The organism is Dictyobacter formicarum, assembly GCF_016587435.1.
The window spans coordinates 156,739-179,235 of sequence record NZ_BNJJ01000012.1 but is presented as its reverse complement, the minus strand read 5'-3'; the positions used below and the strand labels follow the sequence as shown (position 1 = coordinate 179,235).

The following is a 22,497-nucleotide window of genomic DNA, read 5'->3' as shown; positions in this document are numbered from 1 at the left end:
GAGCTAAAAGATAAATTGGCAGTCCCTCACTCGCGAGTGAGGGACTGCCAATTATAGGATCAAAGAAATAGCAGGAACTAGTCAGCGATAACTGGTAGCTTACGCAAATATTGGGTGTCGGTCAATTCTTTGAGCATGAAGGCTGCCAGATCAGTACGGCGTGTTCGCTGATCTTTGGAAGTTGGACGCAACGAGATGCGATATTCATCGGTACGTGGATAATCTGATAGGCGAGCTGGCCGTACCACAACCCAATCCAGATTGCTTTTGCTGATTTCGCGCTGCATCAGTTTCATGTCTTCATGCACTTTTCTCATGAAGAGCGGAACCAGGACGGAACCATACAATCCCTGTGGTGTATACTGATCATCGGTGGAGGCAGCGGTAACGCACACCAGGCGGCGAATCCCATTTTTTTGCATCGCTTGCAAAATATTTTTGATGCCCTCAGAAAATAAACCCTCTGGCTTATAGGCGCCTAGCAATCCACGTTTCCGTGGACCCACCGTGGATAGCACCGCATTTTTGCCCTGCATAGCAGCATCTACCGAAGGTAGGTCAAAGATATCCGCCTTCACGATGTGTAAGCGTTCATGCTGAAGAGGGAAATTGTCTGGATTACGCACGGCAGCCGTGACATCATGTCCAGCCTCAAGTGCTTGCTCAACCAGAGCCCTACCAGTTCTTCCTGAGGCTCCAAAGATTACCAGTTTCATCCTGTCTGTCATCCTTCTTTCTAAAAATCGCTGTTCGCGTGTTGCATTTTCATAGCCATCGGGTTGCGGTGACTCACCAGCCTGGTGACGCTAAATATGATATGGTTATGTTCGCATCACTGTATGCTTCATTATACATGATATCGGTATTTTTTGTTTTCCCGGGCATACGATTTAAGATCAACTCAATTGGTCACAATAGTGTGCGCATCGCTTCTGATCCTCCCATGGAGAGGCTTTTGTTTTTGTCAGCGGTGTCACATTTGTTATTCTAAGGGCGTGTTGATATATGGTCAGAAATCTTTGAATCATACTCGTTACATAAACGATGTAGCATATACAGCCTTGAAAGATGTGCTCCTGCCTGCACTGGTGCAGGCAGTGTAAGTAGCTGGCACGAAACTGGAAAGAGAATTGATCCATGAGTAATGATAGTGAAGCGGCACAATTTGCCCGAACGTTAGCCAATATTGGACGGCGTACACTGTATAGTTGCGAAGCCCTGCCTGACGATCTATTACAGTGGTCTCCCCCTTTTTCAGATGTTGGTTCCCCGCTCGCACACGCCATTGATCTGGCCAGAGACATTGAAAACTGGGTGCTGGTCCCAATTGGAGGAAGGCAGCCCCTGTTAAACCAATCGCTCGAAATCAAACCGATCCGATCATTGATTGCTCTCTCGACCTGCTATAGTCAGTGGATTAAAAGTGTACACACTATTTTAGATAATATACCCGACTCTTTTATGAATTTGTTTGTAGAGTCTCGACCTCTACAGGGGAAGAGCCGTAGCAAGCATCGCCCGACCGTACACACCTGCCTGCTTACGGCGGTTGAGAAAAGCGCTTACCATCTGGGTCGGGTTGAATCTGCCTGCCAGGTTGTAAGCTGGAATAGCATGCCTCTGGCAAAGTCCGATCTGGTGCACTTGCGTGGCGTACATAATACTGCCATCAGTGTGCCTGGTTCTTAGATCAGAATGTGTCTGATTCTCCGCACGCGGAGAATCAGGTTGTTCCTTTGTGTACGGGCACATGTGCGCCTGAGCCCTTTTATACGTTGATGCCGCATTCGCGCAAAGCGCGAATGCGGCATCAACGTATAAAAGACCTTTTGAGCGCTGGAGCCGAAGGCGCGCAACGTCTGGCTTTCAGACACACTCTAAAACTGTTTTGAGCACGAGGGTGCGAACCGGCTAGATTTTTATTGAAATTTGTTGCACCTGAAGATGAGGTCGCCTGCTCTGGTGTTCCTCAAGCGTTTCGACTGGCAGTTTTAGGCTCCTCAAACGTTTCGACTGGCAAGATCAGGGGTTCATAATCCATCTCTTCGATCGTGCTCTCATATTTGTAGAGTTTTGTGCGCGCCGCCAGCGGCGCAGATGGTCCTGTGCCTGGGGACGATGTGCCAGCGCTCGTTGGACGTCCGAATGTATCCATTGGCAAGGTAATGGGTTCATTATCCACCTTGCGCGACTGTTGTGATGTATAGCTATAGCTACCGCGAGAAGTTCCCATCGAAGTAAGTCGAAGGTTGGAATTTGACGCTCTCTCTTGTAGTTGTTTGAAGCATTCCTTGACTTTATTGCGCAACTCTTCACCGCGCATTGGCGCGATCAGTACGCCTGCTGCCACCCCAAGCATCAGGCCCTGGAGAAACTTTCCCATTATGTTTCGCCTTTCTATACAAATGCATGTACCTGAGTAGCCAACAATAAAGGCGTATACAAATCCTTTCAAATACACGTTTTGTCATGAGCCGGAGTTTCAATAGAGAACGCTGTTATTAGCAGACGTTGCTATCGAAACTCCGGGACACTATGATGCTACTCAGTCGGTTTTAGCTAAATTGTTGCTCACCTAGCTTCACGTTAAGCACCATCTGTTGATCTCCTCGATAAATGCGCAGCGTTACAGTCTGGCGTGGACCCTTGTTGATCAGGATATCCTGTAGCATGGTCGTATCCTCGATGGGGTGATTATCGGCCTCTACAATGATATCTCCCCTTCTCAGTCCAGCCTGGGCCGCCGCACTATCGGGCCTTACGTTGACGATCAGCGCACCGTGATTAACCGGTAGCTGGGCCTGATAAGCGATATCGGGATCGACGCTGATAGCGTTGATGCCCATGTCGGCGCGTCCAGATTGTGTAACGTGACCCGATTCAATCAGTTGTGGCGCGATGAACTTGACGCGGTTGGATGGAATTGCAAAGCCCACGCCGGAGGCCGGCGTTTTGAACTCGGGATCAATTGGCGCCAGCGTCGGAATGCCGACCAGATCGCCCTGCATGTTTACCAGGGCACCACCACTGTTACCAGGGTTGATGGCGGCATCGGTCTGAATCGCATTGAGAATCAGAATATCTCGACCTTCAGTCACATTACGGCCCAGGGCACTGACAATGCCGCTTGTCACCGTTTGCGTAATGCCGAGCGGATTCCCAATTGCCAGTACCGGTTGCCCTACCAGCAGGCGCGATGAATCTCCAATTTTTGCCACAGACATATGTTTGGGGGGATCGATCTTGACGATTGCCAGATCATCATTGGGATCGGTGCCAGCTACGGTTGCGGGCAGTTTGGTGTTATCGTAGAGCACGACCTGGTAGTTCATGCCGTTGTTAACGACGTGGTTATTGGTGACGATGTAGCCGCGTGGATCAATGATTACGCCCGATCCCAGGCTAGGGCCCCGCTCGGTCTCGACGTTAATTTGTACTACCGAGGTACGGAATTTGGCCGCGACCTGTTCTGTCGATTGATTGGTCGTAAAGATCGCTCCGGCTGGATGGGTGGCGGCACTGGTGGCGAGCCAGCCTCCCAGCGCGCCCATCAGCAATGCGATCAATGGCAGGGCAATGAGCATCATCATATTGCTCGGTTTTTTACGCTGATAGCGCGTGATACCTGGCGGAGCAAAACCCTGGGGTGCCACGCCCTGCGCCTGGTAAGCATACTGGCCAGGTGGTGATGTAGCAGAGGTGGTTGGCGCATAGGGGCTCCCACCTCCCGTTTGTCCAGGCCTGAATGGTGGCGGCACATTCGAGGAAACATTACCGGGCGTAGCACCCGCTGCAGGACCGGCAGCAGGTGGCTCATCGGGTGGATAGTAAGAGCGATACACTGGTTCCGCATATGGTGATGGCTGGTTGGCTGGAGGACCTCCAGGTGGAGGATTCTCGGTTGACATATTATTGGATGGCTGGCTGGGTGGTTTGCCGGTAGCAGGTGGTTGTCTACGGGTCACATTAGAACGATATATATCTGATTCTGCCTCGAGCGGCGCGTATCCAGGAGGCTGTTGTGCAGATGAAGTATCACCAATTGTACCACCTTTAAACGTATCCTTCAGGAAGCGTGGAATGTAAGATCTTGGCGCTTTATGCGCCTCGGTCTGCTCAACAGGCTTCTCTGAAGATGCGTCAGATGCTTGCTGCGGTATATTGGATGATTCCGAAGGATCTGGTTTTTGATCTGAAGATGACATTTAGGAATCCTCCTCAATCATGATTGGCTAGGAAGCACAGGAATGACAACAAATCCACAAGAATAACTATAGCGTGTATGCTCCTATTTGTACTCCTCCAAAAGATGGATTGGTGGCAACCCTCCATAATGTGGCTGTTGTCAGCAAGATCGGGATGCAGGTGTTATCGAGGTGAGTATCGGCTCTGGTATTCATGAAGGGTATAGGCTGGATGACTCTGGTATTCATGACAGGCAATGGACATGATATAGTATGGGTAATACAAATCAGTTCTGCTTCGAATAATAAGGATAACCATGGTACAAAAGCATACGCTATCGTTTGCGCCTGGCACAGTTGCTTTAGTGGGATCTGGTGAATATTTACCTGTGATGAACGAGACCGATACATACTTACTCAGTACCCTCGGAGGAGCACAGCAGACGCATATTACATTATTGCCTACGGCCAGTGGGCTTGAACCGGGTCGACCTGAGTATTGGAATTCACTGGGCTTTGAACACTTTAAACAATTGGGTGTTGAGGATATTCGCTTATCCTCAATTATTGACCACACGGGCAGCAATGATCCTGAGCAAGTAGCTCTGTTGCAGGGTGCGAATTTCTATTATTTTTCAGGCGGCAATCCACGCCATATTTTAGAAAGTCTGCGCGCTACTCCGGCCTGGGAACTTATCGCTGCGGCCTATCGGCGCGGCGCTATCCTGGCCGGATGCAGTGCTGGCGCTATGGCGCTTGGCTCAGTATTGATATCGCCTCGCGACGTCTATGCCAATCAGGCTCCCCACTGGTTGCCCGGACTCGGCATTGTGCCGGAGATTGCTGTTTTTCCACATTTTGATCGCATGCACGGAAATGAAATCTGGGCCAGCGGATTTAAGCGTATTCTGGCATCATTACCCGATGGTCATCGTGGCCTGGGGATCGACGAAGACACCGCTCTGGTTAGGATGGCAGTGGAGACGGAAGGTAGTCCTGCCAGCTGGAAGGTTATGGGCCGGCGTACCGTTACTCTATTTGAAAAAGATGGAAGCGAACAGATTTTTCATGTGGGCGAAACCGTAAGCAGCCTGTGATCCTTCCCTTCGGGCGCATAGCTATGTCGAGGCGGCTGGACCTGTATTGTGAGTCAAGACAAATAATTAGAAGTGCTGGCGTAGCTCTGCGAACGTTTGTAAGGTAAGATGTTTACCGGGTCCAGCTGTCTCGATAGCCTGTATTTCAACTGTCCAGGTATGAGGATGGGGGATATACACTGTATTTAAATTAGCTGCGCGAGCTGAATTAATATCTGAGCGTGGCGAATTCCCAATCATCCAGGTAGCGGCTGGCTGTAACTGTAGTTCCTGTACAAGTTGAACATAGGCGGCGGGATGTTTCTCAGGTACAACAATCGTGTGTTCAAAGTAACCGGCCAGGCCAGAGCGTTCAATTTTTAATTGCTGTTCTTCCGCATGTCCTTTTGTGAGTAGAATAAGCTGATGTCGATGCGTCAGATCAACCAGTGTTTCTTCCACGCCAGGCATGATTTCCAGCGGATGACTGGCTAACTGCTGGCCAAAACTACGGATCTGCTCAATATCTTCTGTGCTTACCTCCCGTTCAGCCAGTTGCTCATAGACAGCGATCAGGCTGCGCGTAAAATTCGCGAAGCCATAGCCTGTCTTTATTTCAACTTCATTGAGAACGGCCTGTACCTCTTCTGGCTGGAGCGATGAATGATTCAAGAAGCGGATAAAATTGCTGGTAGCCTGTTCGAAGTAGATATTATTCTCCCACAACGTATCATCAGCATCAATGAAAAGTGTGTATGACATAGTTGGTCCTATTGTGTATATAAAATTGTCTGGAAAGGTTCGCTTTCTGCTTGAGGTTGTTGATACTCATGTACAGGAAACTTTATCAGAGTACACACGTTTACGCAAGAGCTTCAACCTCTATACAGCGCCAATCAGTTCTCAAGTAGGGGAGTGCAGGGGACAATCGTCCCTTACAGGTATAGTTTTTTTGAAACTTCTTCTGGCAAGCGGGGATGCAAGGGGCGGCCAGCCCTTGACTGGGGGACCGGGCGAGCATGCCGGGGGCATGACGAGCATGACGAGCATGCCGGGGGCATGATCTCCTCGCTGTGCCCCCGGCTTTCTTTCCCTCCAGTGCCGCCGTCAGGCGGCACTGGAAAATCTGGCTTTTGTTCTGTAGGATACGGTGAGGTGGAAGGAGTATTGCTAAATGTGATAGCTCTATATACGTCCTTTTATCAGAAGGAAAAAATATGGCGCTGGTGAGCAATTCTTAGGTGTACTGATGCTTTTTATTATATGGAGCGGCCTTTTTATGGCTGCTGAAGCGAGCAGTATAGGCAGAGAATAGATACATAAGTATCCTGAAATGCTGGCTATAGTTCTGATTACGAACGACATGGGTGTATACTGAGTGTGTTGTAATATGAAGGATGAAATATGTTGTGCATAGGGTGCCAGATTAGCGAGAATTTGTGATGGCGTACAGAGAAGAGATGACAGCACGCTACAAGGGGATCACCATCTGGGTGGAAAAAATATCTGAGGCTGAATACGATGGTGTCTTCAAATGGAATGAGCGTATTATCAAAACTGATCCTGCCTACGAATATTCTGCAACGCCTTTAGAGGCCATCGAGAGTGCCAAAGGGGTGATCGATATTCTGATAGAGTTGCGCCGGGGGGGCATCAATGTGGCTGAGGAGGATGAAGCAGAAGAGTAGTTTGTTGTATAGATGTGTGTCGATTTATGACGGGCGCATGCGCGCCCGAACTGCTTTTGTTTTAAGATGTGGTGCTGAAAATTTTTCTGGCAAATTTTCAGCACCACATCTTAAAACTTTTTTGAGCATCGCAGGTGCGAAAACACATACGCAGAGATTACGTGGAGACGAGGGGTTCCAGGGGTAAAGTGAACCAGAAGGTCGAACCCTGTCCCGGTGCGCTTTTGACCCCCACCTCTCCATGATGGCGCTGAATGATCGTCTGGCAAATATAGAGTCCCAGGCCCAGTCCCTGTTTGCTTTCGGAAGATGTTGACGACTCTTTTAGCTGATAGAAGCGGCGCCAGATGTGTTTCTGTGCCTCTGGCGTTAATCCTTTCCCTTCATCCTGCACCCAGACATATACCTGCTGTTCAGTATGCTCCAGGCCAACACGAATAGGATGACCCGGCTCCGAATATTTAATTGCATTCGTCACATAATTATTAATGACCTGTCCGATGCGATCTGGATCTATCTGTACATAGATCTCTTCGTCTGGCGGTATCAACACCTGCAAAGAGTGTCCGGGAGTGGTCGCCTGTAGATCCTCAATAGTCTCCTGAAGGATCTTGATTAAATTGCAGCGCTGCAAATTTAACTCTAATTTATCCACAGCGATGCGAGACACATCGAGCAGATCATTGACCAGACGCGCCTGCACGTCGATCTGGCGGAGCGCATTGTCCAGGTCCTCCTCAATTTTGCGCTGTATCGTCTCTAATTCAGCAGTAGAGGCGTTCGGAGAGGACGCCATGCGTTTCATGCGGCGCTGAATAAGTTGGAGTGTGCCTTTGAGGATGGTGAGAGGGGTGCGCAATTCATGACTGGCAATACTTAAGAAAACATCTTTTTGCTTTTCTACTTCTTTGCGAGCGCTGATATCCAGCACAATGGCCACTCCAAGTGTAGAGGAACTCTTTAGTTGGGCAATGGCCATCATAATCGGGACCTGATAGCCATTTTTGTTGCGAATGGCTATCTCAAAGGGTTTGCTGATGCCGGTAGAAAGAAACTCCTCGATTGCCTGGGCCTGGCGTGGTAAATATTCCTGGGTGGTCATCGTGGTCCATTGTAGATTCCGCTCATGTATCTCTTCTTCGCTATAACCAGTGATGGCCAGATATGCTTGATTGGTTTCATAAATATTGCCATAAATATCGGCGACCAGCACACCAATAATATTGGATTCCACAAAGCGGCGGAACTTGAGCTCGCTTTCACGTAGCGCGCGCTCGATGCGCTTACGCTCAGTGATGTCCTGGTAATAAACTGATAGACCCTCGGGCGTAGGATAGGCATGCACCTCAAACCACTTTTTCTGTGGTAGCGAAAAAGCTTCAAAGTGGTTGGCCTGCTGGGTCGCAACGGCCTGCCGGAACTTGCGTGTAAAGAAAGGATCGGCAAAAGCAGGGGTTACATCTGCAATCGGCTGGCCTAGCAGATCGGCTAATTTTTTGCCCAGTAGTTTTTCGGCATGAGGATTTACATACGTATAGCGCCACTCGCTATCGATGGTAAAGAAAGCGTCGCTGATACTTTCAAGGATGGAGGTCATCTTGTTGGCGGCCGCTATCTGTTGCTCTTCAACATGTTTCAGTGTTGTGATATCCATTACTGCCGCAATCATGCGCAGTGGTACGCCTTGCTCATCGTACAGCCAGCGCCCCCTGAGCGTCAGCCAGCGGACCGAGTGATCTGGACAGATATGGCGAAACTCTACGCTATACTCTGTTTTCGCGGTCAGGGCCTCCTGGATTGCGTGATCGCGTTGATCCAGATCGTCAGGATGGATCGCGGCCATTAATTGTTCATAGCTCACGGTGAGCCAGGCAGGAAAACCAAAGAGAGCCTTACACTGATCGTTCAGTGTCAAATGATTGGTGCGTGTATCCCAATCCCACAAACCAATCTTAGCGGCACTCACCGCCAGACGCATCTGTTCCTCGCTCATTTGCTGATAATACTTCTGCTCGGTAATATCTTTACCATAAGCAATGATCTGATAGAGTTGACCGCTAACATCCTGAACGGGCACAAAGTGAAGCCGGATTAAGCGGTAAAGCCCATCGCTTCTACGCATTCGACATTCAGTTTCAGTCGCTTGCTGAGACTGAACCGCTTGCATAAAGGTAAACTGTGCACAGTCATTATCTAAAGGATGCACACAACTCAGCCAGTTTTGATTCTGCGCCTCCTGGCTGGCGCCAGCAAAAACCTTCCAGTTAGAGGAATCCAGGGAGTCAAAATCGCCATATGGGGTCATCAACCAGAAAACGTCCGCACTATCCCGGGCTAAAGCCAGAAAGAGGTTGGCATTAGCCTGTTGAATATACGTCGATTGCTCCGGTGGCGTAGACTCCTGTGTCTTAGACGCACGTTGGTCAGATTCCATTGACTGAACCTCCACACAAAAAACGTTTCCTCTTTGTATATACTATATATACCTCGTTATAGATGCTTTAGAGGGAAACCGCGGGCGGGTTGTATCAGTATAGATTGGCTTTTGAAGCGGTGTCAATCAAATATTTGTCGATAAAGAATTTCCAGCCAGGGAGCCCTGGCTGGAAATTCTTTATCGACGTGCGTGAGCTTCAGGATTTGACCTTGTAGATGGTAACATCCTGGGTATGGTAGACGATTTGCATGAATGATGCAAAGCGTGCCAGATTGGCGCTGCTATAGGTGCTGCGCTCTAACGCGCCAACATAGATATATTGGGCGTGGTAGCGCGCCATGATAGTCAATACATTTTTAGGATTGGGATCGGAATAGATCTGACTAACCTCATCTTTGCGGCTGTTAAAATCAGCGGCATTGGCATCGCTGCGATTAAACCATTGCACGCGCCACTGATATTCATGGCCTACCCAACCCATGATTGTTGGCAGGCCAGTTAACGCCGAGATACGGGCGTAGCCAGTATAATCGTCGCCTACCGCTTCTACAATCACTGGTGAGCCGCTGATGTTGGCGTTCAGCCAGCGAATCGCATTGTAGTCCCCGGCGGAGGCGGGATCGTTTTGCAGGTAGTTCAACCCATCCAGACTGTTGGTGCGGAACACGCCGGTCTGGCGCGTGACTGGATCAAAGCGTACAAAGCGATAGTATGGTGCGACAATGGGATAGATGGAACTGGCCAGTACCAGTACCAGCAAGATTGCACTCCAAAGAATTTTGCCGCCTACCATAACGTAGCGCAGCGAGCTTTGTATGCGTTCTTTGACCTGGAAATTTTCCAGGATGTAGTAGAAGCCAGCTCCGCATGCAATCGAGAGCAAGATCCAGGCCTGGAAGTAGAATTTAAAGACGCTATTCATGCGTGGATTGTTATCGACAAAGACATCGCGCAGGAAAAAGATTTCACAACCAGCAATCAAGGCAAACGCCACTGCTCCCAACAACAGTGCAAAAGCATGGGCTCGATCATCTATCTTTTGCAGGATTGCTACAATGGCTGTAATTGTGATGCCTAGTGTGATGAACAGCGTCACATTGGGTGGATTGATGAACTGGCAGGCTAACCCGATGATAATGAAGCCCAGCCCCGTCATTGTGCCGATAAAGGGCCAGGAGAGATAGCCTTCCTGCTGATCAGTGGCGGCTGCGCTAACCTCATCTGCTTTTGAGGAGATGGCGTCCTCTGGAGTAGGGCTAGCCGCCGGCCTGAAGGTGCGCGTGATAATATCGCTAAAGAGCAGAGAGAGGAAGACAAAGGCCAGCAGCGTATAGATTAATAGTTCATTACGTAAAGATGTGCGTTCTTGTAGTGAAGCGATACCGATGCCCTGTGAAGGAGAAATGAAGGTGAGGTGGAAAGGTAGGAACAGCAGAAGCGCCAGTACTACCAATATCAGCGAGGCTGCAGCAATATCAATTACCAGTTTCCAGCTCCAACGGCGTTTATTCAGGAGCCATTGCTGGAGTCCGATACACACAATAGCCAGGCCCATATACGTTGGCAGATCCCAGCCGTTCATCACAAAGAGTCCACCCAGAGATAAGGCAGTAGCACCCAGCGTCAACAGCAGACGCCAACCACGACCAAAGAGGAAGATACCCTTGCCTTCCTGTTCCAGCAGCAGGTTGAATGCCATGCCGATGGCCATGATGGTAAATGCCAGTGAGAGCACATGGGCATGGAAATCCGAGAGCAGGAAGCTAAAAGCCGGAAACTCGTTAATGGTACGCGGAATAATGCGTGTCGGATTAAACCAGTCATAGCCAGTCGCGCTGCCCCGATCATGGAACCACTGAAATGCCGAAGCTATATTGCCGAGCATCAGGGCCATAATTACGGTGATCAAACCAAATGGAATCCCAATTTTGAGTGCACCAGGGGTGGCATGCGGAGGCTTACCTTGTACCTCCTGGACTACCTGTTGCCGTTGCCGGCGCAGATGATGAGACCAGGAGATCACATTGCTGGTTACGCCAAACAAGCTAACCGCCGTCAGACCGTATAACATACTGATGCCGGTGTTGAAGGCCACCGAAGGAATCTGGCCTAGCAGTTTGGCCAGGAAGCCAACGATAAAGTGGGCGTAGTAGTAATAATTGATCGCATAGCCCGCATACCACATGTCAGGAGGCGGAAAATGCTGACTACGCATAATTGAGGCGAGAAAGCCTTCATCCATGAACATTTCAAAGGAATGGATATCAGGACCAAAAGAACGTAACCAGCCTAGCAGGAAGACCATAACCAGGAAGACCGCTTCAGTAGCAACGATATACAGACCATTAGAACGCACTATGTGTAAGATGGTCTGGCGTGTACGCAAGAAGCCAACAATATTCAATGCCAGGAGCACCAGGACCACCGCGAGGATAAAGATCCTGCTGAATGGTAGCGCTTGAATGACCATCAATGGCCACCAGACACAAAAGGAGGTCACAAAGACCGCCAGCGCCTTGCTCCAGGCCCAGCCTCGATCGGGAATATTGTGGAAAACTGTTACGGTGAGTGGTAGAAAGATGATCCCAAGAACCTCTACCAGTGCCCACATCTGCAATAACTCAAACATATATACTCATCTCTACAAAGAATATCTGTCCTGATTACGGACATTGCTGTTCTATGACCTGTAAACCTTATTATATTTTGCTTCAGGATGTTCTCTGCTTTGTTGTAAACTTTATCATATTCTACAGTTATTTGGATGAGGTGGGACCTGTAATAGGGCTTTTGGTTAGCGTACTACAGGCAGCCAAAAAAGTCTACTGTATTCTTCACCTCTTCTTTTCCAGGGTTACTATTGAGGGCCTTACTGCGTGAGGTATTTAGAAAAGACGTCGTCAACCGCTCTGGTTGCCAGCCTTAAGATCCACATTGATATGTATCAGGTCAACTTTATGGAAAATATACTGCGACGAAAGGAGCAATGCAATGAAAGCGGTTCGTATTCATGGTCGTGGTGGTCCAGAGCATCTTGTTTATGAAGATATCCCCCAACCACAGCCGGGACCGGGTGAAGTATTGGTACGGGTTTATGCGGCAGGAGTTATCGCGCCAGAATTAACATGGGATGAGACCTATGTAACCAGCAAAGGTGTCAGCCGTCCGTTGCCGATCCCGGGACACGACGTGACGGGTGTGGTGGAGGCAGTTGGTGCTGGGGTCAGTGAACCCAACGTAGGGACTGCAGTCTATGGCCTTACGGCCTTTGATCGCGACGGTTCCGCGGCGGAATATATGCTCGCTTTACCTGATGAGCTGACTCAAAAGCCGCTTTTGCTGGATTATGTTCAGGCGGCGGCAGTGCCCCTGACGGCATTGACGGTCTGGCAGGCCCTATTTGAACACGGATCTCTGATGGCGGGCCAGAAGTTGTTGATCCATGGAGCCGCTGGTGGCGTCGGCGTGTTTGCGGTGCAGCTGGCGCATTGGACAGGAGCATATGTGATCGGGACAAGTTCGGAGCGCAATGAGAACTTTTTATACGACCTGGGCGTTAATGAGGTTATCGACTATACCCGCATACGCTTTGAAGATGCTATACAGGAGGTAGATATGGTGCTCGATATGGTCGGTGGCGATACGCTGGATCGTTCCTGGCAGGTCCTTAAAAAAGGCGGTGTGCTTATTTCTGTGGCCAATCCTCCCTCGGTTGAAGAAGCGAAGGCGCATGGTGTGCGCTCCGTCTGGTTTATCGTTGAGCCCAATCGCCTGCAATTACATCAGATTGGTGAATTGATCGACGCAGGAAAGATCAGGCCGGTTATAGATACGGTATTTCCTCTCTCCCAGGCTCGCCAGGCTTATGAGCAAGGAGCAAAAGGACACACACGTGGTAAAATTGTCCTGCGCGTAAAAGATTAATGTTGTGATTATGATGTGCAGAAAATGTGTGATATATCACACATTTTCTGCACATCATAATCACAACGCATCTTTGTTTAAACCCGTGCCAGCTTTTCCGGGTTGGCAATAATGCGGACGGCTCGAATGTGTCTATCCTCCACCTCAATGGTTAAAACGGAGAATACACGGTCTCCAGAGTATATTAGCAGCGCTGGCTGCCCGTTGATTTCAGCCTTCTCGGTATAGTAGTTTTGCGGCCGGAAGCGCCTCGTGCCTATGCTAAAACGTGCGACTGCATCTCGTCCATTAATCGGACGAAACGCGGCTGTCTTGAGTTTTCCACCACTATCCGTCCACAGGACCACGTCCTCTGAGAGTAAGCTCATCAGGGTATCCATCTCCCCGGTCTCAACCGCCTGGACATAGCTATCCAGCAGTTGTTGCTGCGTCTGACGCGAGGCGGTGAAGCGTGGCCGATGCTTACGCAGATGGGGCTTTGCCCGGCTGAACGAGCGGCGACAGGCTGCTTCGCTCTTCCCGAGCATGGTGGCAATTTCGGCAAACTCGTAATCGAAGACTTCGCGCAAGAGGAAAACTGCCCGCTCGAATGGCTGGAGCTGCTCTAACAGGACCAGAAACGCCAGCGAGATCGATTCTTCTATCTCGACGTGCTTTTCTGGATCGGCTTCTTCAGCGGTTGTGTCGGTGAGGATCGGTTCTGGTAGCCAGGGCCCTACGTATAGCTCACGCTTCCTGCGCGCTAGATCGAGCTGATCCATACATAGGCGCGTGATAATGGTGGTGAGATAAGCTTTGAGCGAGTGAATGGTTTGCGGCGACGCGCTCTGATAACGTATATACGTCTCCTGCACCATATCCTCGGCATCCATCGCACTGCCGAGCATACGGTAGGCAATAGAAAACAGGTAGGAACGGTAGGTTTCAAATGTCTCTTCCATTCATTTCCTCGTTGGCTCTATTTGCTTTCGCCATATCATCAATCCTTTTTCTTTGAAATTTATTATCATGACTATTCCCTATGATTACTACAAAGAAAGAGGGTTGAATTATCCTTTTTGGGACAGATTCCCAGCGAATGCACCCGAACCACAAAAAGGCAATAAAGTTTTTTCTGTGTTTTTGCCTTTATATGTTTTCTATATCAGCGACGGCATCAGGTACGTTGGTTGCTGTAGGATTGGAAGCGGTATCAATCTTCTCTTCTAGCAATACAACGCTGCCAGCCGAACCATCCACCTGGATTAGTTGTCCATTCTGGATGTGTTCGGTTGCTCCTGCGACTCCGACCACTGCTGGTATGCCATACTCACGCGCGACCACTGCGCCATGAGAGATAGATCCTCCCATCTCCATTACCAGGCCGCCCGCCGTCAGGAAGAGTGGAGTCCATCCGGGATCGGTCGAAGGGGCGACCAGGATCTCGCCCGGCTCCAGGTGAGCACCAACAGGATCAAAGATTACACGAGCCTTTGCTTTGATCCTGCCAGCGGAGGCAGGCGTGCCACGCAAGGTGCTGGCCGTTTCTTCTTCCCCCGCTAGAACTGTTGGCTCGGAGCCATCGGAGAGTAGAATTCGTGGGATAGAGCGACGGCGCATCTCCTGCTCGTAGGTGGTGCGCCGCGACTGCACCAGGGCACGCATATCCGTTCCAGCCAGGGCGCTACGCACCTCGGCAAAAGTGAGGAAGAAGATGTCATCTCTTTGTTCCAGACGCCTGGTGGCGGCCAGTTCTTCTCCAATTGGACGCAGCAGGTTACGCATGCGAGCCAGAATCCAGACGAGGTAGAACTTGGGCATCTCGCGCATTCCTAACAGGGCCCGTGTGCGTTGTAGACAGATGTTCACCAGCCAGCCACGCCACCAACCCTGTTTTCCGGCACGCCTGGCTAACGTATGTATCATTGCTTCGGCCTGTTGTGCTCCACGTGCAAATTGGACATCTGGAGCCATGCTGGCATCTTTCAAGCGTAGATAGTTGTTCAGCACTCCCAGGATATGGGTGGGATCATCTGACCAGCGGGGCAGCCCCATATCGATCTCCGCTACCCCACGATGCCCATAGGATTGTAAAAAGCTGGTCAGGTTGTCCTGTACAATACGTGGCAGGCTGCGCTGCTGATATGCTTGCGCTAACTCTGCAGGGGAGTGTTCAATCATATAGGTTGCGGCTTCTCGATCCGCTGCTATCTTTTGCGCAATGCTCCAGAGGGCCAGATCCATTTCAGTAGTTGGATTAAATGGCAGGCTGCGCAGCACGGTCTGTCGCTCGTCTGCGCTGGCCAGGGAGCCCAGGAGTTTCGCCGCGAGCGCCAGGCAGAGAAAACCAGCAGCCAGGACCGGGACCACTGATCCAACGGTGCGAAAGGCCTGAGTTCTGCCAAAGCGCTCAATCAGGTCCAGGCGTTCGTGTAAACTGGCATGAGGAGGAAGCGTTAGCTGTTGTTCGATTCGACTTTTTATTCCAAGCACGCGTTTGTGTGTGGCCTGGGGGCGAAAGATAGCCTGGAGCAGGTAGCGGGGGAGCTGGAGACGCGTAATAAAAGAGGCGGCCCTCCATACAAATCCCCAGCGTCCAGCAGCTTTGACCTGCAAGCGGTGATCCGACTCCAGTGCCTGCACCATGACGGCCGAGCGTGCCTCACCAAATGGCAGCGCTTTTCCAATCACGCGGCGCCCCAAAGGATTACGGATAGCCTCTGTTATATCTAAGAAGAGGCGCATGCCCGCTTCAATGAGGAAGCCTGGTCCGCTCTCTCCTGGATTGAAGCCTGCCAGTTTTGCTATCGAGGAGGCAAACAGTCGAAAGACAGACATACCCATCGGGGTCAGGGGCTGATAGACTCCTTGAGCCACATTTAGTGACAGGTAGATCCGCAAGACCTCATCTGATACTGGAGCACTGACGGGCAGAGGATAGAGGGTGGTAATCGGTCGTGCCTGGGTCAGCCAGCATTTCCCCGACGTATCGATGGCCCATTCTGTATCTTGCGGCGCGTGATAGTGGGCTTCTACCTGTGCTCCTAAGCGGGCCAGCGTCCGTATCTGTTCATCTGTCAGGCAGGCATACTTGCTCTGATCTTCACGCTCAATGCGTTGCGTGCCCCCATCTGGCAGGGCTTGAATAACAACGCGCTTGTTTCCCAGTCGCCGCTCGACGATCTCTCCACTTTGCGTATTGACCACAAAGTGATCTGGATTGACCGCTCCTGATACTACCGCCTCACCCAGTCCAGGGCTGGCATCGATGACTGCCTGGCGTCGCTTGCCTGTCAGGGGATTGGCGGTAAAGAGCACCCCTGCCACTTCTACTTCGATCATCCGTTGTACGACAACGGATAAACTAACACTGGCGGGATCAATCTGATTCTTTATGCGATAATTTACCGCGCGTTCGGTCCACAGGGATGCCCAGCACCGCCGTATAGCATCAAGCAACGCTTCTTCACCGACAATGTTGAGGTAGGTATCCTGTTGTCCCGCGAAGCTGGCGAAGGGGAGATCCTCCGCTGTGGCCGAGGAGCGCACCGCAACAGGAGTGGGTCGACCATTCCCGAGAGCAAGATATGCAGTACGCACGGCATCAGCGAGTTCTAGTGGTAAAGCCACCCCGTGCAAACGCTCTCGGATAGTAGCAGCAATCTCTGTGGAACGCGCCTGCCCTGCTGTACCGGCCAGTTCTGCCAGCAGTGCAGCTACATTAGCACGTTCGGCTGCATGGATATAAGCTTCAGTCGTGATACAAAAACCAGGAGGGACCGGCAAGCCAGCATGCGTAAGTTCTCCTAAATTGGCTCCCTTACCACCAACTTGTGGCAGTTGCGCGGAACCAATCTCTTCAAAAAAGAGAACCGCTGATGCATTCCCTCGACTCTGAGGTGATGGTGGTTGATATGAACTCATAATCATCCTTCTTCCTGGCCTATAATTAATTATTCAGTCAATTAATTATAGGCGCAGCAATAGAAAAAATCAAGGCCCTGGTTTGAATTTCTTTACTTTTTTCGTTTGATAATATAAATATTGACTTTTATGCACAAAGAAGATACACTCGTTATGTCTTTATTCTCCTATTTTAAATTCGCGCAAATGTGTAATCTGTTTTAGTTCAATGAGAAAGGGCAAATCTTAGTATATGGCGTTTGCACCAGGTGAGCCACCTTCGGTTGATTCTGCTAAAGTTTTGAAAAAAGCACGTGAACACGTTCTTTTAATCATAGATTCAGACGAGGTTCGTTCCCAATATCTGGCTCGCCTTCTTACTTTGGCAGGTCTACGAGCGATTGTTACCTCCACCCCCTATCAGGCTTTCGGTCGTTTTTTGAAAGAGCGTTTCGTTCCGCGACTAATCTTGCTAGGTCAACAGGAGGAGACGACAAGTCCTATTTTCTCACGTTTTCTACAACGTTTGACTATGGAGTTACAGCAAGAGATTCCTGTTATGCCGCTGGCCTCTATTTATCTTCCCGATGGCCTGGTTTTGTCGGCTGAGGACACGATTTCAAGTACTATGCATTGTATTTCGCCGCCGAATAGTCTGATTCTAAAGCGCATCTGGCAGTTTCTGCCGTCAGCACAGATACCGTTGAAGACAGCGGAGCATACAATGGTTCTAGAGTTGTTGCCGAAGCTTGGTTTTAAAATACGCGTGGCCCGTTCTAAACGATCGTTTTCTTCGCATTTGCATCTGGAGTTGAAGGCGGCGAAGCAGGTGATACCTCCCGAGCAATGGAATTATTTGTTGACCGATGTTGGTCTGGCGCAATTTTGTAAAGAAGAACAGTGGCCGCCTGCTGTCGATCAATCTACGATTCCTCCGCAATATTTTGCATTGCTGATGCGGGCGGTGATGTTTTCAGCACCCATGCAGCCTCTGCAACAGGTGTATCGCTGGGCCGGGCAAGTTGAAGCTGATACCTTGCAAAAAGCCATCTTTCTCTTTCTTATGCAGCAGATTCCTAAGGTTATTGGCGCCGATCGCACTATGCGTACCCTGCTTACTATCTTGACGAACGAAATTGATAACAGGCGCGGCGAAAAGCTGACTGAATGGAAGCGCTTTGGCAATGGCTCCTTTATCTTTGTGTTCTATAGCAACATTTTTGTTTATAGCGTGATGGGTGCTGAGCAGCCTTTGTGTATGCCATGGCAATATTCGTTTGACCTTATGCTGCGTCTGGTGAAACAAGAGCAGCAGTGGGATATCCGTGAGGTTGAATGTAGCGCTCAAACGCATACCGGGCACTGCGTCTTTCTTATTTCGCCCAGAACAAATTAGCCGATGTTCCGGATTGTCCTGAGAGGTTAGCTGTTATAGTCTTTGCTTGCTGCTTGTCGACCAAGGGTGCTGGTGCGCGCGTGCAGGCGAAATGGTACATAGATTGATTCTGGCGGTTGTGTGCGCTGGCCCTTAATACGCTCAATCAGCATCTGTACGGCAATGCGGGCCATCTCTTGTTTGTCTGGCTCGATCGTGCTGAGTGCTGGATTGGCATAGCGGCCATCTTCGATGTCATCGATACCGATGATGGCGATATCCTCTGGGATGCGGTACCCGGCGGCTCCTAGCACGGAGATTGCTCCCAGGGCCATCAGGTCGTTGAAGCAGAAGATGGCATCAGGCCAATCTTCGCGCTTGCGCTTGAGCAATTCTTGCATGGCAGAGGCACCATCGGCCCGGTGCCAGAGTCCGCCGTCCATTAAAAGTGAGCTATCTATTGGCAGATTAGCTTCTGTCAGGGCCTGCATAAAACCCTGTAAACGTAGCGATGGAGCTTCACTGCGTGCTTTCTGTACACCGATGGCGGCGATTTTACGTTTACCTGCCTCGATCAGATGCCTGGTCGCGCTATAAGCGGCAGCTGTATTGTCGATGAGCACATGATCAAATGGGGCGCCGAAGAGCCTTTCCCCTAGCAGCACAATTGGGCCGCTGGATTTGATCTGGCGTATGTCTTCTACATCCAGTGCGTGTGAATCCAGGATTAATCCATCGATGAGATGTGGGCTCATGCCTGTCAGTATATTGAGCTCTTTGTCGCGTTCAGAAAAAGTATAATCCAGGAGAACAGTATAGTTGAGCCTGGCGGCTTCGGTGGCGATGGCGTTACCGATATCGGCGAAGTAAGGGTTGGTAAGATCGGGGAATGCGTAGGCTAGTACGCTAACCTGCGCTTTACGCAGATGGCGGGCTGCGCTATTCGGCTTATAATTCATTTTTTTGATGGCATCCAATACCAGCGCCCGTGTCTCCGGTCCCACGTGCTCATAGTTGCCGTTTACGACATTGGAGACGGTCTTAATAGAAACACCAGTATAAGCCGCAATGTCTTTCAAATGTACTGTCACGGTTGCTTCTTTATTCTTTCTCTTACTCTACTATAGCTTTGTTATAATGATAGTAGCATTTTCATTTCCTCTATGTCAACTTGCTTGCTTTTTTGTTTTAAGCGTTCTGTGCTTTATTGAGTACCTCTATTCTGTCGATAAATTTGCCACTTTAGATCCTTGACAGATGCGTTTTTTGGATGTTATACTAAGTTCAACGTTGAACGAACTCAGCTGGAACTGTGTCGAATCGTATTGTTTTATAACCCTTATTTGTCTTGCTATGGTTCGTTGTCTAAAAATGTTATCATGACAACATTTTTAGTGCATGTCCGGACATAGGTATGAGTTTGTCTTTTATTTAGACACGTCATTTTTATTTATGCATTGTCGCATGCAACTTTCCAACGTTTCTCGTGTTGAGGAAAGGAATGAACACGGATGTCAAAACAACTGGATGCCCTTAAACAATTTGATACCTTCTCATCTCAGTATGCGATCTCTCGTCGCTCTTTTATTAAGTCCTCTGCTGCTGTTGGCGCGTTTGCTGCTGCTGGTGGTCTGCTGGCGGCTTGCGGTTCTCCTTCCACTGCTAGCGTGGCTACTGGTAATGCGACCGCGACCGAAGGTACCGTCACTATTTGGGATCGCTCGGGTGATCTGTTCCAGGTCTTTGATGCAACCATTGAGAGCTTCAACAAAAAGTATCCTAAGATTAAGGTGAAGCATGTATCAGTGGATGTTGATGCAAAGTTGCCTACCACCCTCAATACCGGTGTCAATGTACCGGATGGCTCCTTCTATGAGGATAACAATCTTCCAACTCTGGCTTCCCATTACTATGATATTACGGACTGGATTCAGCCGTATGTCAAAGATATTGTGCCGTTTAAGTTGCGTGTTAATACCCATAATAATCGTATTGTTGGTATCCCCTGGGATCTAGATCCTGGTCTGTTGTACTATCGTGAGGATATGTTGCAGGAAGCCGGGGTAGACCCTGCATCGATCCAGACCTATGATGATTTGATTGCGGCTGCCAAAAAGGTGCAGGGGAAATTTGGCCCTTCTTGTAAGCCGATTCATCTGGAACAGGATCCTGGCCTGACCCAACTCTGGGTTGAGATGTTTGCTAATCAGCAGGGTACCAGCATGGTTGATGCTAATGGCAAACTGCAGATTAATTCACCTGCTTACCTCAATATTATGAATTTCTTGAAGAGTGTGCGCGATCAGAACCTGGGAACACGTGCCCTATATTATGGCCCTGGCGACGTTGCGGCGATCGAGAATAATCAGGTCGCATTCTATCCCTGGGCCGTCTGGGCCGTGTATGGTCCAGATCTACTCTTCAAGAAGACCAAAGGGAAATGGCGCGCGATGCCTCTACCTGCCTGGACCAAAGGTGGGACTCGGGCCGCTGTCATGGGTGGTAGCTCGTTTATTATCCCGAAAAAGGCTAAGAGTCCTCATCTGGCCTGGCTCTTCTATGAGCACCTGGTCTTTAGTAAAGAAGGCTATACCTCTGTCTATGGCCCCAATAAGATCTATCCTGGTGGTATCAATACCTCGATTCCATCTTATCTGCCTGCGCTTGGCACACAATTGTATAAGAATTCTGAAGGTCTGGGCGGCCAGAATCTATGGCAAACCGTTACCAGTACTGTCAAAGATATTCCAGGTAATTTCTATATTGCCCCCTGGTACAATCAAGCTGTACCTTACTTTGGCACCAATGTTCAGCGTTTGTTGGATGGGCAGTTGACGCCGCAGCAGGTGCTTCAGAAATCCTCGGATGATATTCAGAACAAGCTGATTGCTCGCCAGTAATCATTGGCTGCTTTGTCCGTAGGTGGTTAGTGGGGAAGACCCATCACACGATGGGTCTTCTTTACTCTCAGAGAGGAGTTCTGTGATGGCTGTTGCTACATCCCGGCCAGGCTCTGCTACCCCTTCTCCTATGCCTTCTCGTTCGCTGCTGGAACGGTTGCGTCGCTGGCTAGGCGGTAGCTTCTCGCCGTATCTATTTATCGCACCTTTTGTGATTTTCTTTTGCGCCTTTTCGCTCTTTCCGTTTCTCTATTCGCTCTTTTTGAGCTTTACCCACTGGCATGGGGATGCTGATCCACGCTTCATCGGCCTGGCGAACTATACCTTTCTGCTGACGGATAGTTCGTTCTGGCAATCGCTGGGAAATTCGGCCGTGTTGTGGTTTTTGATTGTGCCGGTGCGCGTGCTGGTGGCGGTGGTAGTGGCGGCCCTGCTGTCCTTGCCCGGACTACGTCTGCGCGGTTTTTTCCGTACCTCTATGCTGCTGCCATATGTGGTGCCGCTGGTGGCGATTGTCCAGGTCTGGTTGGTGCTGTTCGACCAGGATTTCGGGGCAATCAATACGCTCTTGCATATAGTACATCTACCCTCGATCGGCTGGCTGACGACCAGTGAGTGGGCCAAGCCCACTCTGGCCCTGCTGGTTCTGTGGGGTGGGAGCGCTTTTGCGGTGTTGACAATGCTGGCCGCGATCCAGGCGATCCCGGCTGAATATTACGAGGCCGCCTCGATCGATGGCGCTGGTGCGGTGCGGCAGTTCTTTTCGCTTACGCTGCCTCTGTTGCGTCGCACCGTTGGCTTCCTGATTGTCTTTAGTACGCTGGGCGTGGTGCAGATGTTTGCTGAGCCAAAGGTGTTGACGAATGGTGGCCCCTATAATTCAACCACAACCGCCGGTTATCTGCTCAATTCCTATATCGCCAATTCCGACTTTGGTACCGGCGCCGCCAATTCGTTTCTGCTGACAATTTTACTGGTCCTGCTTTCGCTGTTTATGCTGCGCTTCTTGCAGGCTGGAGAGGAGAGGTAGG

General features: G+C 50.0%; 16 protein-coding genes. 7 read left to right on the top strand and 9 right to left on the bottom strand.

Translation table 11 applies throughout. The annotated features are described in order from the left end of the window. Positions 1–77 precede the first annotated feature (77 nt). On the bottom strand, positions 78–716 hold the full coding sequence (locus JMI88_RS21505; protein WP_201364026.1) for an NAD(P)-dependent oxidoreductase: 639 nt from the start codon (positions 714–716) through the stop codon (positions 78–80). A gap of 421 nt (positions 717–1,137) precedes the next feature. Here JMI88_RS21505 and JMI88_RS21500 point away from each other — a divergent pair, with 421 nt between their 5' ends. Next, complete coding sequence (locus JMI88_RS21500) at positions 1,138–1,689, top strand: hypothetical protein (RefSeq protein WP_201364025.1); 552 nt, start codon at positions 1,138–1,140, stop codon at positions 1,687–1,689. Between the two features lie 280 nt (positions 1,690–1,969). Here JMI88_RS21500 and JMI88_RS21495 read toward each other — a convergent pair whose 3' ends face one another. After that, positions 1,970–2,383 carry a YtxH domain-containing protein gene (locus tag JMI88_RS21495; RefSeq protein WP_201364024.1) on the bottom strand — a complete coding sequence of 138 codons (414 nt, stop codon included), beginning with the start codon at positions 2,381–2,383 and terminating at the stop codon, positions 1,970–1,972. Between the two features lie 172 nt (positions 2,384–2,555). Then, positions 2,556–4,205 (bottom strand): S1C family serine protease, encoded by a 1,650-nt coding sequence (locus JMI88_RS21490; protein ID WP_201364023.1) that lies wholly within the window; start codon positions 4,203–4,205, stop codon positions 2,556–2,558. Positions 4,206–4,501: 296 nt separating this feature from the next. Here JMI88_RS21490 and JMI88_RS21485 point away from each other — a divergent pair, with 296 nt between their 5' ends. Next, positions 4,502–5,281 (top strand): Type 1 glutamine amidotransferase-like domain-containing protein, encoded by a 780-nt coding sequence (locus JMI88_RS21485; protein WP_201364022.1) that lies wholly within the window; start codon positions 4,502–4,504, stop codon positions 5,279–5,281. Positions 5,282–5,347: 66 nt separating this feature from the next. On the opposite strand, the gene JMI88_RS21480 is transcribed toward JMI88_RS21485, so the two are convergent. Next, positions 5,348–6,022 carry an HAD family hydrolase gene (locus JMI88_RS21480; RefSeq protein ID WP_201364021.1) on the bottom strand — a complete coding sequence of 225 codons (675 nt, stop codon included), beginning with the start codon at positions 6,020–6,022 and terminating at the stop codon, positions 5,348–5,350. A gap of 680 nt (positions 6,023–6,702) precedes the next feature. Here JMI88_RS21480 and JMI88_RS21475 point away from each other — a divergent pair. Beyond that, complete coding sequence (locus JMI88_RS21475) at positions 6,703–6,948, top strand: hypothetical protein (protein ID WP_201364020.1); 246 nt, start codon at positions 6,703–6,705, stop codon at positions 6,946–6,948. Positions 6,949–7,105: 157 nt separating this feature from the next. On the opposite strand, the gene JMI88_RS21470 is transcribed toward JMI88_RS21475, so the two are convergent. Continuing rightward, complete coding sequence (locus JMI88_RS21470) at positions 7,106–9,382, bottom strand: PAS domain-containing sensor histidine kinase (RefSeq protein ID WP_201364019.1); 2,277 nt, start codon at positions 9,380–9,382, stop codon at positions 7,106–7,108. 199 nt (positions 9,383–9,581) lie between these two features. Further along, positions 9,582–12,014: a DUF2298 domain-containing protein gene (locus JMI88_RS21465; protein ID WP_201364018.1), complete on the bottom strand. Its 2,433-nt coding sequence runs from the start codon at positions 12,012–12,014 to the stop codon at positions 9,582–9,584. Between the two features lie 362 nt (positions 12,015–12,376). On the opposite strand from JMI88_RS21465, the gene JMI88_RS21460 reads away from it, so the two are divergent. Continuing rightward, complete coding sequence (locus JMI88_RS21460; RefSeq protein ID WP_201364017.1) at positions 12,377–13,309, top strand: NADP-dependent oxidoreductase; 933 nt, start codon at positions 12,377–12,379, stop codon at positions 13,307–13,309. A gap of 77 nt (positions 13,310–13,386) precedes the next feature. Here JMI88_RS21460 and JMI88_RS21455 read toward each other — a convergent pair whose 3' ends face one another. Then, a complete protein-coding gene (locus tag JMI88_RS21455) occupies positions 13,387–14,250 on the bottom strand; it encodes an RNA polymerase sigma-70 factor (protein ID WP_201364016.1) in 864 nt (287 codons plus the stop codon). 187 nt (positions 14,251–14,437) lie between these two features. After that, positions 14,438–17,212: a PEP/pyruvate-binding domain-containing protein gene (locus tag JMI88_RS21450; protein ID WP_201364015.1), complete on the bottom strand. Its 2,775-nt coding sequence runs from the start codon at positions 17,210–17,212 to the stop codon at positions 14,438–14,440. Positions 17,213–17,444: 232 nt separating this feature from the next. Here JMI88_RS21450 and JMI88_RS21445 point away from each other — a divergent pair, with 232 nt between their 5' ends. Continuing rightward, on the top strand, positions 17,445–18,587 hold the full coding sequence (locus JMI88_RS21445; protein ID WP_201364014.1) for a hypothetical protein: 1,143 nt from the start codon (positions 17,445–17,447) through the stop codon (positions 18,585–18,587). A 26-nt stretch (positions 18,588–18,613) separates the two neighbouring features. Here JMI88_RS21445 and JMI88_RS21440 read toward each other — a convergent pair whose 3' ends face one another. Then, positions 18,614–19,657: a LacI family DNA-binding transcriptional regulator gene (locus JMI88_RS21440; RefSeq protein WP_201364013.1), complete on the bottom strand. Its 1,044-nt coding sequence runs from the start codon at positions 19,655–19,657 to the stop codon at positions 18,614–18,616. Between the two features lie 420 nt (positions 19,658–20,077). Between JMI88_RS21440 and JMI88_RS21435 the strand changes: the two genes are divergently transcribed. Together JMI88_RS21435 and JMI88_RS21430 are read left to right on the top strand one after the other, a co-directional pair. Then, entirely contained in the window at positions 20,078–21,466 is a 1,389-nt protein-coding gene (locus tag JMI88_RS21435; RefSeq protein WP_201364012.1) for an ABC transporter substrate-binding protein, read from the top strand. Between the two features lie 85 nt (positions 21,467–21,551). Next, positions 21,552–22,496: a carbohydrate ABC transporter permease gene (locus tag JMI88_RS21430; protein ID WP_201364011.1), complete on the top strand. Its 945-nt coding sequence runs from the start codon at positions 21,552–21,554 to the stop codon at positions 22,494–22,496. Position 22,497: the final 1 nt, after the last annotated feature.